The organism is Nostoc sp. DSM 114159 (genome assembly GCF_053470285.1).
Genome location: NZ_JBPFEH010000001.1, coordinates 3,629,980 through 3,643,427 on the forward strand (window position 1 = coordinate 3,629,980; position 13,448 = coordinate 3,643,427).

General features: G+C 38.4%; 12 protein-coding genes. 7 read left to right on the plus strand and 5 right to left on the minus strand.

The genetic code is table 11. The features are described 5' to 3' along the window. Positions 1-127: 127 nt before the first annotated feature. Positions 128-1,276, minus strand: coding sequence for a DegT/DnrJ/EryC1/StrS family aminotransferase (locus ACR5KR_RS14945; protein ID WP_448267066.1), 1,149 nt, complete (start codon positions 1,274-1,276; stop codon positions 128-130). A 319-nt stretch (positions 1,277-1,595) separates the two neighbouring features. Between ACR5KR_RS14945 and ACR5KR_RS14950 the strand changes: the two genes are divergently transcribed. Together ACR5KR_RS14950 and ACR5KR_RS14955 are read left to right on the plus strand one after the other, a co-directional pair. Next, complete coding sequence (locus tag ACR5KR_RS14950) at positions 1,596-2,372, plus strand: ABC transporter permease (protein ID WP_448267067.1); 777 nt, start codon at positions 1,596-1,598, stop codon at positions 2,370-2,372. Positions 2,373-2,872: 500 nt separating this feature from the next. Further along, entirely contained in the window at positions 2,873-3,091 is a 219-nt protein-coding gene (locus ACR5KR_RS14955) for a hypothetical protein (protein ID WP_448267068.1), read from the plus strand. A gap of 557 nt (positions 3,092-3,648) precedes the next feature. On the opposite strand, the gene ftsH3 is transcribed toward ACR5KR_RS14955, so the two are convergent. From ftsH3 to ACR5KR_RS14975, 4 genes are all read right to left on the minus strand, one after another. Next, on the minus strand, positions 3,649-5,490 hold the full coding sequence (ftsH3, locus tag ACR5KR_RS14960; RefSeq protein WP_322659564.1) for an ATP-dependent zinc metalloprotease FtsH3: 1,842 nt from the start codon (positions 5,488-5,490) through the stop codon (positions 3,649-3,651). Positions 5,491-5,603: 113 nt separating this feature from the next. Further along, positions 5,604-6,398, minus strand: a complete 795-nt coding sequence (locus ACR5KR_RS14965; protein WP_448267069.1) for an aminotransferase class IV — start codon at positions 6,396-6,398, stop codon at positions 5,604-5,606. Positions 6,399-6,415: 17 nt separating this feature from the next. After that, the gene (locus ACR5KR_RS14970; RefSeq protein ID WP_448267070.1) at positions 6,416-6,835 is read right to left on the minus strand and encodes a GNAT family N-acetyltransferase; all 420 of its coding nucleotides are present in this window, start codon (positions 6,833-6,835) and stop codon (positions 6,416-6,418) included. A gap of 80 nt (positions 6,836-6,915) precedes the next feature. After that, on the minus strand, positions 6,916-7,701 hold the full coding sequence (locus tag ACR5KR_RS14975; protein WP_445631688.1) for a hypothetical protein: 786 nt from the start codon (positions 7,699-7,701) through the stop codon (positions 6,916-6,918). Positions 7,702-8,232: 531 nt separating this feature from the next. On the opposite strand from ACR5KR_RS14975, the gene ACR5KR_RS14980 reads away from it, so the two are divergent. The 5 genes from ACR5KR_RS14980 (at position 8,233) to ACR5KR_RS15000 (ending at position 13,426) form a co-directional block, all read left to right on the plus strand. Next, a complete protein-coding gene (locus ACR5KR_RS14980; protein WP_448267071.1) occupies positions 8,233-8,742 on the plus strand; it encodes a hypothetical protein in 510 nt (169 codons plus the stop codon). Positions 8,743-8,850: 108 nt separating this feature from the next. Beyond that, positions 8,851-9,681 carry a hypothetical protein gene (locus tag ACR5KR_RS14985; RefSeq protein ID WP_448267072.1) on the plus strand — a complete coding sequence of 277 codons (831 nt, stop codon included), beginning with the start codon at positions 8,851-8,853 and terminating at the stop codon, positions 9,679-9,681. After that, complete coding sequence (locus tag ACR5KR_RS14990; protein ID WP_448267073.1) at positions 9,678-10,652, plus strand: hypothetical protein; 975 nt, start codon at positions 9,678-9,680, stop codon at positions 10,650-10,652. Before ACR5KR_RS14985 ends, ACR5KR_RS14990 begins: the two co-directional genes overlap by 4 nt. 306 nt (positions 10,653-10,958) lie before the next feature. After that, positions 10,959-11,120, plus strand: coding sequence for a hypothetical protein (locus tag ACR5KR_RS14995; RefSeq protein WP_448267074.1), 162 nt, complete (start codon positions 10,959-10,961; stop codon positions 11,118-11,120). A gap of 200 nt (positions 11,121-11,320) precedes the next feature. Then, positions 11,321-13,426 carry a dynamin family protein gene (locus tag ACR5KR_RS15000; protein WP_448267075.1) on the plus strand — a complete coding sequence of 702 codons (2,106 nt, stop codon included), beginning with the start codon at positions 11,321-11,323 and terminating at the stop codon, positions 13,424-13,426. The last annotated feature ends 22 nt before the right edge of the window (positions 13,427-13,448 follow it).

Below are 13,448 nucleotides of genomic sequence, written 5' to 3' on the forward strand. Positions count from 1 at the left end.
AGTTATGAGTTAAGAGTTATGAGTTAGGAGTGATGAGTTAGGAGTAATGAGTTATGAGTTGAAGAAACTTATTTATTCAAAACTTTTAACTTCTAACTCCTAACTCCTAACTTCTAACTCCTAACTTCTAACTCCTAACTTCTTTCAGCGCATAAATCACCTGGTCTTGCTGTTGTTGTGTCAGTTCTGGGAACATCGGCAAGGATATAACCTCATGACAAGCTTGCTCTGCTATTGGAAAGTCCCCAATTTGATAGCCCAGACTTTGATAAACTGGCTGCAAATGTAAAGGATGGGGGTAGTAAATCATTGAACTCACGCCCTGTTCTTGCAATTGACTGCGCACCCAATCTCGGTATTTGGCGCTAGAACCATTTCGCCCTTCGCCTGATATACGAATAGTGTATTGATTCCATACTCCAATACCCCCAGGTAATTCTTGGGGCGGGACAATTCCCGGAAGTTGACTGAGGAACTGATAGTAATAATTGGCAATATCTCGACGGCGATCGTTCCAAATATCCAAATAACGTAGCTTAATCTGCAAAATGGCTGCTTGGAGAGCATCCAAGCGGCTATTTACACCGATTTCTTCGTGTAAATATCGAACCTTACTACCATGATCTCGTAGGATTCGCAGTTTAGTGGCGATCGCTGGGTCGTTAGTGGTTATTGCTCCACCATCGCCGCAACCACCAAGATTTTTGGTAGGGTAGAAACTAAAGCAACCAATATGTCCAATACTTCCGACTTTTTCACCGGCCCAAATCGCGCCTGTAGACTGAGCACAATCTTCAATTATGGACAAATTGTGAGACTGAGCGATCGCCATTAATGATGTCATATCCACGGGTTGTCCAAAGAGGTGAACCGGGATAATCGCTTTAGTTCTGGGTGTAATCGCCGCTGCGACTTGCTCTACATCTAAATTAAACGTAGTCGCGTCAATATCAACGAAAACAGGCTTTGCGCCAACGGCGCTAATCACTTCAGATGTTGCAATAAAGGTAAAAGGCGTTGTAATAACTTCATCGCCTGCACCAATGTCCAAAACTCGTAACGCTAAGTAGAGCGCATCAGTACCAGAATTACAAGCCACACATTCAGTAACAGTATTATAAACGGCAAACTGTTGTTCAAAGCCTTCGACTAAGGGGCCGCCGATATAGCGGCCAGAAGCTAAAACCTCTAAGACGGCTGCACTTATTTCTGCTTCGATGGTGGTATATTGCTGCTTGATATCAAAGACAGGGATGGGATTTACACTTTGGATCATGAGTTCTCATTTTATCGGGAGATACAAAGGATGCACTTCAACAGTCAATTTTTGCTGATTGAATTGTTAATCAAAGAGGAGCTACTAAAAGACTATCGCCCAAGATACGCATCTATTAGGGTTTTTACTTAAATTGTGGTACAGGAAACCACCGCACATTTAATTTACAGATGTAGGCATACTAGGTGTTTGCCATGTTAAGGTCGTACCATTTTGAATTGATGAAAGTGATATATATCAACCAAGATCCAACACATCAGGTCAAAGTTCCTCTTGTGTGGGCTGCTTTGAGCAGAAAATACCAGGAGATAGAGAACCTATGCAGGATCTGATCGAGCTGGATTTCGTGGATTTAGCTATTGGTGTGGGATTGATGGCGATCGCCATTGGTTTATCTGCTTGGGAAAAATTAGGATTAGAGTTGAACCTAGCCCTTGCTACTGGGAGAACCATCTTACAACTTCTTGTATTGGGATACATTTTAGATTTCATCTTGGCTTTAGACAATCCTTGGGCAGTTTTGGCGCTATTAGCAATAATGCTGACAATTACGGCGATTGTCGCACGAAATCGCATTACTCCAAAAATTCCTCATCTGTTGCCTTTGGTGTGGGGTGCAATTTTAATTAGTACCGCCGTGACAGTGTTTTACATCAACTTGTTAATCGTTCAACCAGAGAGATGGTACGAACCACAGTATATAATTCCCCTAGCAGGGATAGTCTTAGGAAATGCTACCAATGCAGCTGCGATCGCAGGCGATCGCCTTGTCAGCACGATTAATTCCAGCCATCTCGAAATAGAAACCCATTTAAGCTTAGGTGCAACTCCAGAGCAAGCAGTTAGCCAGTATCGCAAAGACGCCATCAAAGCCGGATTGATTCCTACTCTCAATCAAATGATACTCATAGGTATGGTCGCAATACCAGGAATTACCACCGGACAGTTATTAGCTGGTGTCAAACCTCTAGATGCTGTCTCCTACGAAATTTTGATTATGTTTATGGTTGCTTTTGCTAACTTGTTGACAACAGTTTTAGTCACGAAGGGGTTGTGTCGTCAATTTTTTAATTCTGCGGCGCAGTTGGTGAGATGAAGAGTGCTGAGTGCTGAGTGCTGTTAGCGGAAGCGGGGCGTTTAGCCCGTGCTGAGTCAAGAGTAAGGAATTAATCTACTCCAAAATAAGTATTTCATTTCTTTGTGGGGGCGCATAGCTAGCTGTGCGCCCCTACGAAGTCTCTACACAATTGAAATATAAAGAGATTTTGGAAACGCATCTATCCTATGAGGTATTTTATGCAAAGCATAAATAAATATTTATATGGTTATTTAAAAATTATGTGATTTCAGTATTCAAACCTGACGCTGTAAAGCTGAGAACTCAACGTATTGCCGTCTATCGGAGGTAACAGAACCAAAAGAGGAATGTCATCATTATGAGATGTACCTTTAGGTAGGGATGTCAAGTAGGTGAAATATTTATTAATATTATTAATAGATAGTAAATGTAAATTCAGCGTCAGGAATCGGAAAAAATTCCTAATGGCAGGTATTGAGCATCAATCACTAGATTGTTCACCAACGGAACAGAAGATTATGAAAGATCAAAAACGATCGGACTCTAAAGAATTCGTCGGAAATCTCAAGAATGGGATTTGGTTATTTGGCCTGTCATCCTGGGTATTTGGCATTACCGATCGCAGCATTGCTTCATTTGCAGATGGCTATCTATCTGCTTTGGATTTAACGCAACTATTTACGGCGGCTACATTCTTTGTGGCGTGGCTATTTTTGAAACCGACATCCAGAGCGTAAAACCAACTGATTAGTATCCAGTCACTCGTGATGCTAGTCCGATCGAGATTTAGAAAGTTATCTATTTGATGCCATGAGGGGTGTACGACAGAATGCATAAATTCTTTTTGGATCGATCGCAATCAAGGTAATTCGTAAAATCTCCGAGTTACCCTGATTTCGAGTGATTACGGGAGAGAATCAGGATCGATACCAAGTTCGCGTAACTTCTGTGCCAACATTTGGACACGTTCTTCCGGCGTTAGTAATTTGATTTTGGTGTATCTAAAAAAAATTTTTCTAATTTTCCGGAACTGATTATGCTCGTGTGGTAGTCTTTATCATCAGATTAGCGATTTATACTGAAACTCTATAACGAACCTTCGGGGAATATAACCCCATTACGGATTAAAAGCCCGGTCTTCATGACCGGGCTTTTGCCAATGAATTAAAAAAAATTGGGGTAACTCTGGAAAATCCCAGAATTACCCAATTTTTAAAAGTTACGGATTGTTATTAACTCCTAACTTTTGTAAAGACGCGATTCATCGCGTCTCTACTCCTAACTACTCATTAAATTAGGCAAACGCTGCGGTTGTCACATCGTTGTTCGACAGAATTTCTTGCAACTCTTCAGCGTCTACTGTTTCTTTATCAACCAACATTTGCGCTAGCTGATCTAAAATGTGACGGTTGCCCACTAACACTTCTTTAGCACGTGTATAGGCTACATCTACAAGTTTACGGACTTCTTCATCAATAGCAGCAGCGGTTTCTTCAGAAAAATCGCGCTCTGACATGATATCCCGTCCGAGGAACATATTACCTTGTTGACGACCAAGGGCAACAGGGCCTAAGCGATCGCTCATCCCAAATCGAGTAATCATCTGACGCGCAACCCGTGCTACTTGCTGCAAGTCATTAGAAGCACCAGTGGTAACTTCTTCTTCACCAAAGATTAATTCTTCAGCAATCCGACCACCCAAAGCCACAGCCATCTGATTTTCCAAATAAGCGCGGCTATATAAACCAGTGTCCATCCGGTCTTCACTGGGGGTAAACCAAGTTAAACCACCTGCGCGACCGCGAGGAATGATGCTAATTTTTTGTACTGGGTCATAGTCTGGCATCAAAGCACCAACTAAAGCGTGACCAGCTTCGTGATAAGCCACCAAGGTTTTGCGCTTTTCGCTCATTACCCGGTCTTTCTTCTCTGGCCCAGCTAATACGCGGTCGATCGCGTCGTTGATTTCATCCATTGAAATTTCAGTCAAATTCCGGCGTGCTGCCAGAATTGCGGCTTCATTCAACAGGTTGGATAAATCTGCGCCAGTAAATCCAGGGGTACGACGGGCAATTTTATCCAAGTCCACATCTTTCGCCAAGGTCTTGCCACGGGCGTGTACCTTGAGGATTTCGCTGCGTCCGGCATAGTCGGGACGGTCAACCACAACTTGACGGTCAAAGCGACCAGGACGCAACAGTGCTGCATCTAGGACATCAGGACGGTTAGTAGCAGCAATAATGATGATGCCAGTGTTGCCTTCAAAACCATCCATTTCTGTGAGTAACTGGTTGAGGGTTTGTTCCCGCTCATCGTTACCACCACCTAAACCTGCACCCCGTTGACGACCTACAGCGTCAATTTCATCGATGAAGACGATACAAGGAGCATTGGTCTTAGCTTGTTCAAATAAATCGCGGACGCGGGATGCACCCACACCGACGAACATTTCCACAAATTCTGAACCGGAAATTGAGAAGAAGGGCACACCTGCTTCACCAGCTACGGCACGAGCTAGGAGGGTTTTACCTGTACCAGGAGGGCCAACTAACAACACACCTTTAGGAATTTTTGCACCAACGGCGGTAAAGCGATCGGCGTTTTTCAAAAAGTCTACGACTTCGTTTAATTCCAACTTGGCTTGGTCAATACCAGCGACATCGCCAAATGTCACCTGAGTTTGAGGTTCCATTTGCACTCTGGCTTTGGATTTGCCAAAGTTCATCGCTTGGCTACCCGGGCCACTTTGAGCGCGACGTAGTAAGAAGAATAAGCCAACCAAAAGCAATACAGGGAAAAATAAGCTGCTCAGTGCCTTAAACCAAAATCCTTCGTCGGTTTGGGGCAAAACAGAAATATCAACGCCTTTAGAAGTCAGAGTATTAATCAAGTCTGGATCGTTGACTAAGGTAACAATCCGTTTAGCTGGGTCATATTTGGGTGTAACCAGTGCTGTAGAGCGGTCTGCACTCAAACTGACTTTTTCTACTCTGCCTTGCTGAACTTCTTGAATAAAGCGACTGTATCGCCATGTTTCTCTGCTTTGGGGTTGTTTGTCAAAGAATGCTGTTCCCAGCGCAATTACGACAATAAACAGCAGCGCGTACAGCCCTGCATTTCTCCATCTTTTATTCACTAAGGTCTATCCTCCGGTATTTTTCGCGCAATCGCCTAGCTTCTCTGCTCAAAAAGGTGATTATTAAGAATTATGTTAACTTATCTTAAGATATAACAAATTTGGCGTGGTTGTCATGCTAAAAAAAGCTCCCTTATTAGCTGAAAACTATCATGGTAGGGATTACATTGTAGCGACCCTGAAGGCAGATGAACTGTATGAATGGGAATAATTTCGACCACACTATTAGTGTAGGCGATCGCTTCAAATCTCTGGACTAGCTCGGCACTCCAAGTTTCTTCTCGCACTGGCTGTTGATGGTTTTGCAGCCAGTTTACAAGTTGCGATCGCATAATTCCCGGCAAAATTCCGGCCTTTATTGGTGGCGTGTACCAACTGCGATCGCACCATCCCCAAAGGTTGCCTGTACTGGTTTCTAGCCAATTTCCTTGAGCATCGACTAATATTGCTTCTTGAGCATCTGAGCTAGTTTTTGCCAACCAAGCACTCAAATAATTTCCAGTTTTATGAGAAGGGAGAGAGCGAGAAAATTCTGAACTAGCAACGGCACACACAACACCAGTTTTTTGTTTTTCTATCAAATTTTGTGGTAATAATCTACCAGTTATCCATTCCCGTCCATCGGGAAAAAGGGTAATTCGGAGAACTGGGAAGTATGCGAGGAGAATTTGGGCACCTTGACGCACGCGGTTCCAATCTGGTTGCTGCCAGCCAAAAGTTTGTAGTGAGAAAAGTAAGCGATCGCAATGTGCTTGCCAATTAGTTAAATTACTATCTAGCGAGTTCTCATAAACTCGCAATGTCGTAAAAATAGTTGCCCCATAAAGTAAACCCGGATCGTCAATGTTTAATTCTAGGGTTTGAGAATGAATTAATTTGCCGTTATACCAAAAAATACTATTTGTCACAACCAAATTGCTTGTAGCTACAACTCCATTGAAAAGTGATGACTTGTAATACTCATACGCTGCATGAGATAAAATCTATGGGCTGCAAATCGCTGAACACCAGAATCTAGACTCAGGTGCTTACACTCATGATTTCTGGCATATTCAATTAGCCACTGAAATAATTGTTGACCATAGCTGTGTGACCGCTTCAACTCATCAACAACTAAATCATCAATATATAAAAATTTTCCCAATGCTAAACAATTAGAAATACGAAATCCAGCCACTGCTACAGCTTGCTTTTCTACTTCCAAGAATGCAAGTTGATATCCTTCTTTCATTTGATATCGAACTTGTTCTACAAAATTATCCTGCTCCAGGTGAGGGCGCAACTGAGAAATAACAGGAAAACACTTTAATATTTGAGAGTTAGATTCTGCCAATTGTATTAACATCAGTATCACCTTACTCAATCATGTATGATAAACTTGAAACTAATTGAGTCAATATAATCTTCAATTACATTTGCAATAATTTAATCTTTAGGTGGAAATATAATTTTATTCGTGCCTTCAGGAGTCGTAACTATTTTTCCTCCCAAAGCTTCGATTTCTCTAATGGCGCGTTTCTGAGTTCTTTCATCAGCATGATTATTTAAAACCATTGACCATGTAGAAATTTGAGCATATTTACTGTTAGGATTTCGGCTCAGGAATTCCGCAGTTCTTTGGGAAGTATTAGCTATAAGTTGACTCTCTGGATCTGAAAATTTACTTGCCCAATTTGCCGCCGTTGCAAAAGACTGTTGAGCAGCTTTCGCGTTGCCTAAAAATAATAACTCATCAACTCCTTTATAACGCCATATATAATAAGACTTTTTGGGAACTGAGGGAGATATTGATTTTAAGCCTTTCTCTGATATTGCGATCGCACGTTCTGGCATACCAGCATATAATGAAGTACTGATCGAAAGACTGTGATAGGCTGCTAAAAATCGCGGGTCACGTTCTAAAATAACTTCAAAATATTCTGGACTTAAACTGTAACCTGTTTTATCCCGAATTTCATCATCTCCAAAATATTGGAGAAAATTGAGATACACCAAATCTGCGATGAAGTTATCATAACTAAAACTAGGTGTTTTTTTGAGAAATTTTAGACGAATATTTTCAGATTTTATTTCTTGTTTTAAACTTTCTATAGAGGCAGATTGTTTTCTATTTATTAGTTTTTGCAATTGGGGGAATTGAATCAAGCCAACTCCTAAAATACACATAGAAATTACAAAAGGTGTAGCAAAAGCTTGACGAGATAACAACATATTTTCCTTTGCTTTGCGATCGCAGTCATATCATTGTATACATAGTGCTATAAGAAAAGTCAGGTCTACTTGTGCGTCTAAGCTTTGCTAGGTAAGATAAAAAAGTTGACTTAAATAAATTAATCTTATTATTTTGTGCTTATTAATACCTTAAATTTATCTTTGCCTTGAAAAATACTTAGGCATTCTTTGTATAAAAGCAATATTTAATTTATACTGATTGGAACGAAACGCCCAAAAGCTAATTAATTAAATAATTATTTCAGAATCACGCTACTTAGGATAATAGGGAAATCCTACGGTAGTGCTGGATTCGCTGCAACGCAGTTCTTCCAAAATCTAAAATGGTATTATTCTTTTTTTAAGATAAATTTTGCTTTAAGAAATCATAATTTTTTTAGTAAAAATTTCTTGAATATTAAGTTGTTTTGACTTTAATTACTTTTTTTTAGTAAAAGCCTGAAAACTTTTGACATCACCTATAGTTGTATCTTGTTTATATTTACATCTGTCTTTAACCTCTAAAACATCATGGTGAATAATACTCTTAATGAAAACACAGAAACTAATGGTCAAACCATAGAAAATTGGGATAATAATAGTCAATATAGCAAACCAAGTAGTGAATTTAAAATCAAAGTTAAGAAACTGAATAGTAAGGGAGAAGGATTCAATATTGATGAAATTATTGATACTATTCAAACAGCAATAGTTGAAGTTATCGAGCTAGAAATTACCACTTGGGTTCCAGAATCATCTACTCACTTAGAAGAACTACAAGGGCAGCAAATTCCTCAAACAGGTAATCGAATGCACACTATAATCAATCTAATTGATGGTGATATAACTAATGAAGTTGGTAGTCAATTTGTTGGCAGTGGGCCATATACAGAACTTCGCGAATTTCATCTAACTCAAATCAAAGAAAGTCGGGAGATTATGCAAAAAAATATAGAAAGTTTGCATAAGTTGTATGGATTTTTTATCGAAATTATGAAATCTCGTAAAACTTCACAACAATCGCTATCTCGTCCCCAGTAGTTAATATTTATTAGATTAATTAATATTAACCCAAAAATACCTACAGGATATAAGCTTATCTTAACCTGTAGGTTAATTTGCTTTAGATAAATCCAGAAAATTATGACTATGCCTAACAAAATTCAAGAACAAGCCAAAGATTTGCTAGAGAAAGTAGTCTCATCTGTACATGAATTAGTTGACGATATTACAGCTTTAGAAATAAATACAATGGTTGTGGAGCAAATTACTGGCGCAAAGTTTAATGCTTGGCAAGCGTATGAAGAGATTTATTCAATAAATGACAAAGACTACTTTGATGTCAAAGGAATTCCAAATCCAGACGATTTACCAGAACCAGAAAAAACTCAAGCTCAAGAATTACGCAAGCGTTATACAAGTCTATTTTCGCAACTTGAAAGAGAATATTTTTACATTCTCCTGGAAAAAAGCAATGAGAGTAGTGAGCCAGACTCCAGAATAATCCAATATCAAGAGCGTCTTAAATATCAAGTGGAACATAAAGCGAATATTCTTCCAACTGACGAGGTATACATAAAGTTAGCTCGACCAATATTGCCTGCTCCCACTCCTGTTGCAGATCGAGAAGAAAATAATCTAAAAAGTTTGCAGCAAAGGTGGAAAGAGATTGAAGAACTTTTAAATAATGATAAATTTATTCGTACTTTGCGAAAAATGTCTGAACTAAAAGCGGCACTTAATAGTGGCAACATTACTAGCGTAGATATTGATATTATTTATGCTCAAACTGTTATGCAGTTAGATGGGGATATTATTAGTCGTTATCATAAAAAGCTATTTCAATTATCTGAAGGAGATAGAGATTTAATTCTAAAAATACATAATGAAGGGGTAGTTGCTGGAGAGAAACAGTGGCGTGGAACACTAGATTTTCTGATTGGTATTATACAAAATATCGCAAAATTATCCCGACAATGAACGCCGAACAAACACACACAGATAATCAAGTTGATGTTCAATTCTCTTTCTTTGTACAAATACCTCAAGGCACTCCTATTGAACTTAAAATTAAGGTTGAACCAGGACAGTATACTTTTTATCTAAATAAGACCATTTTAAAACAAATTGCGGAAGCGCGAGAAATAGGCTGCTCTTTATACATTCCTCCAAAGTTACTAGCTTATCTTTGGTACTACAATTGTTTTAGCGATAAGATTTGCTTGAATAAGAACGTTACACCATACACTAAATTAGTAGTTGCTAAAAATAAATTGAAAATATTTGACAATACTTTTATCGGAAATTTTATCAAATTATTTTGGAGCAAATCATTACAAAATAAATCGAGATTACAGTATGGACTTACTTTTAATTCTTATTATAGAGAAGATACATCAGCTTTATATTTTTGGAAAGAACAAGATATTATTGTACAAAGCAATATCTTGTTTTATGGCGACATAATTCACAAAATTAGGAGTGATTTTATCCAAAATTCTCAGTGTTTAAATATTGTTTATGTGCATTATTGGCTTATTGAGCAAATACTAAGCTGTCTGCGGAGTAAATTAAATCTGCTAGTTTGGGAGATAGCTTCTCTCTTTCCTGCTGGTTTTCTAGTTTACAATCTCCATCCAGCAAATTGGATGCTAGTAATATTTGCTTGGTTAGGGTTAACTATATTATTTGCTACTACTCGCTATATAGTTGTTAATCAATTTCAAAGTCGTACTTCCATAAATTCTAAATTTATAAATAGGTTGATATGGACGCTGATTTGTTTCATCCCTAGTGTTTTTGTTGCTAGTACTAGCTTTCGTAACCTTACTGCCTTATTCTTACCGCTTTTTTCACTAATCGTCCCAAAACTTGTAGAGTACATTTTAAGCTTTACATGGGGGCGAGTTGTTAAATTGATTATGCGTCCCTTATTAAGAAATTTAAATTAAATAAAATTCTTTTAACTTTCTTTTTTTCACTATCACTAGAGTAAAATCTAAAATCCTTACTCAGAATTGAGCTTTGAATATTCTCTCCCGAAAGTGATTAAAAAGTATGAAGCTGAACATTTGGCTTGTAATCTTGCCTTGTCAAAGATGACAATGCTTCCTGTGATTAAATTTAGTATGTCTAATTTATTGATGAAAATATAATTTGTATTCTTGATTACAATCTAGCCCACTTTCATAGTTATCACAGCAAGACTCATATCATGGATTTTACCTAAAGTCAAACTCTTAGACTGCAAACAATCCATGAATAAATCTTTTGAGAAAAGCAAAAAATTAGTCGAAGTTTTTGTGATCGCATCCGAAATTATCTTTCATGCACTTGAATCATTAAGTATTGCTCAATCAGACGCGGCTGTACTGCATATATCCAGTATATCTACAGCTGAGTTAAATTTGCCAGATTAAAAGTTATTACAGTACGATATCTGCGACTTTCTCTCAAACCTAACCCCTACTTACCTTATAGAGAAGGGGAGCAAAAATCAAAGCCTCTCTCTTTTTAGTATAGAGGAATGGAAATGAAGTCAAAATATTAAGTCGCAGATAACGTTACAGGAAAATCCAATAACTTGAGCAGTAAGTAAATATCTTAAAGGAAAATTTGTATGATTGATAAGTCTTTTTCCAATGCTTTTGATGATTGGTTTCATTTTGAAGCGGAAACTAATATAAAGGATAATTTCCTAGAAGGAAGCAGCGATAATTTAGAACCTGCCTCATATTCATTTCAGTATTATAGTGAAGCATCAGAATGTGAGGAAGATTCAAATTATTTAGGTTCTTCATTGGAAGAAGTTGTTATTGATGGTGTTCCAGAAGCGATAAATACCGCTGTTGTTGAGACAATTCAGATTGTTGTTTCAGGTGTAGTAGAAGCTGTCAACGATCATTTTTTTCAAGCAGAAAAGACAGATGATAGTGTTTATAAATCTGTAGTAAATGCTAATATTATCGAAACTCAAAGACCATCACCTGCACCTTCAGAAGATTTTCATAACTTGAGTGAATGGATTCGCCTCTGGCTTGATGAGTGTTTGCTATTATCCAATTTATCTGATTGTGAAGATATTACTGCTGAGTTAAAAGTACTAAACTCACGGTGGGAATTGCCAGGTTTCCGTCTAGCGTTTGTGGGTGAGTTCAGTCGTGGCAAAAGTTCTTTAGTCAATCGCTTATTAGATGCAAACATCTTACCTGTTGGCGATCTTCCAACTACAGCGACCTTAACCTCAATTGTCGCAGGGTCAGAAGACCGTATGGAAGTTCAATCTTCCAAAGATGGATGGGAGACTCGTCCAATGGAAGCACTATCTTGGAGAGATTTAACAGCTATCGATCGCAATGGTAGCGAACAAGAGGTGGTTGGCCAAGTCCGTTTAACATTAGCCAATCCCTGGTTACAAGCACTTGACGTTGAATTAATTGACACACCTGGAGTAGGAGACTTAAGTGGTCGTCGTGCGGCTCTTGCACTCGATCTGTTGAGCCAGTGTGATGCATCTGTCTTAGTTGTCAGTGCTACATTACCTTTCAGTATGACAGAAGCAACCTTTTTAGAACAGGAAGTAATGGGTCGCCATATTCCCAGAATTTTGGTTGCTGTTTCCAAGCTTGATACTATTGCTGAAGAGGAAAGGTTAGAGGTATTTAATAGTATTCGTAAGCGAATAGCAAAAATTTCCTCAACAATTCCTGTTTTACCGCTATATCCTGTCAGCAATCGGAATTCAGAAATTGAAGTATTTGCAGCAATAAAAGCTGAGATTGAGTCAATGGTAGCAAAAGGCGATCGCCGGATCTGGCGTAGCCGTAAAATTGCAGGTCAAATAACAGATTATCTTTCACATCTAATCAAAGTTGGAGAATTAGCAATCTCTACTACTGCAATGGATGCAACAGCGAAAGAGAGCGCTTTAATGAAGGTCAATCAGGAAATCCAAAACTCTCAAACTGACTGGGAAAGAATTCGCCTGAATTTGGATCAAAAACGCTTATACCGTACTAAGGCGTTACACCAAAAAGTTCTCGAAGCTAAAACAGAGTTATTAGAAAATCTTTCATTGGAACTCAAAAGAACCCAAGATCCTAAAACTTGGTGGGAGCAAGATTTACCATTTAGATTAAGACGTGAGCTTTTCAGGTTGAGCCGACAATTAGAAAGCGATATTTTAAAAGCTTTGGCTCTAGATTTTGAGTGGCTACAAAATGAAGTATCGAAACAGTTTTCAACTCGGATAAATACAGAAGATATTGATACTTCAGAGATAGTTAAAATCGATTTAGATTTACAAGCTATTTCCCTGACTGAAATCGAAAAATATCGACTTCTCACCCGCCTTGGAGGTAGTGCTGCTACAATCTGTGGCTGTGTTTTTGGTGGAGCAATTGGAGTAGCTGTAAGTACAACAGTATGGGTTGTTGGTGAGCGAGTTATTAGGGAAAAATTGCAAGAGCAGCGAAAGTTACTTAATCAAGAGCTAGAACATAGCCTTGACCGTTGTATGGATGAGTATTTTAAACGTTTAGCAAATCGTTTTCAACAACTATATAACCAATTGAGTGAAGAAATGGAAGAGGAAAAAATTGCTTGGCAATCTGCCTATAAACTTGCTTTCAATAATAAGCAAGAACAACCGGAAAACCATTGGACAGAAATAATCTCTCAAGCTTCTACTTTGAAAAAAGAAATTTCACGATTGTTATTGCCCTAAATTACATTTCTTTCAAGTACAT

What these genes read in the sequence shown, in the direction of transcription:
- ACR5KR_RS14945 (WP_448267066.1), bottom strand. Translation starts at nt 1,276, where the DNA reads ATGATCCAAAGTGTAAATCCCATCCCTGTCTTTGATATCAAGCAGCAA.
- ACR5KR_RS14950 (WP_448267067.1), top strand. Translation starts at nt 1,596, where the DNA reads ATGCAGGATCTGATCGAGCTGGATTTCGTGGATTTAGCTATTGGTGTG.
- ACR5KR_RS14955 (WP_448267068.1), top strand. Translation starts at nt 2,873, where the DNA reads ATGAAAGATCAAAAACGATCGGACTCTAAAGAATTCGTCGGAAATCTC.
- ACR5KR_RS14970 (WP_448267070.1), bottom strand. Translation starts at nt 6,835, where the DNA reads ATGTTAATACAATTGGCAGAATCTAACTCTCAAATATTAAAGTGTTTT.
- ACR5KR_RS14975 (WP_445631688.1), bottom strand. Translation starts at nt 7,701, where the DNA reads ATGTTGTTATCTCGTCAAGCTTTTGCTACACCTTTTGTAATTTCTATG.
- ACR5KR_RS14980 (WP_448267071.1), top strand. Translation starts at nt 8,233, where the DNA reads ATGGTGAATAATACTCTTAATGAAAACACAGAAACTAATGGTCAAACC.
- ACR5KR_RS14985 (WP_448267072.1), top strand. Translation starts at nt 8,851, where the DNA reads ATGCCTAACAAAATTCAAGAACAAGCCAAAGATTTGCTAGAGAAAGTA.
- ACR5KR_RS14990 (WP_448267073.1), top strand. Translation starts at nt 9,678, where the DNA reads ATGAACGCCGAACAAACACACACAGATAATCAAGTTGATGTTCAATTC.
- ACR5KR_RS14995 (WP_448267074.1), top strand. Translation starts at nt 10,959, where the DNA reads ATGAATAAATCTTTTGAGAAAAGCAAAAAATTAGTCGAAGTTTTTGTG.
- ACR5KR_RS15000 (WP_448267075.1), top strand. Translation starts at nt 11,321, where the DNA reads ATGATTGATAAGTCTTTTTCCAATGCTTTTGATGATTGGTTTCATTTT.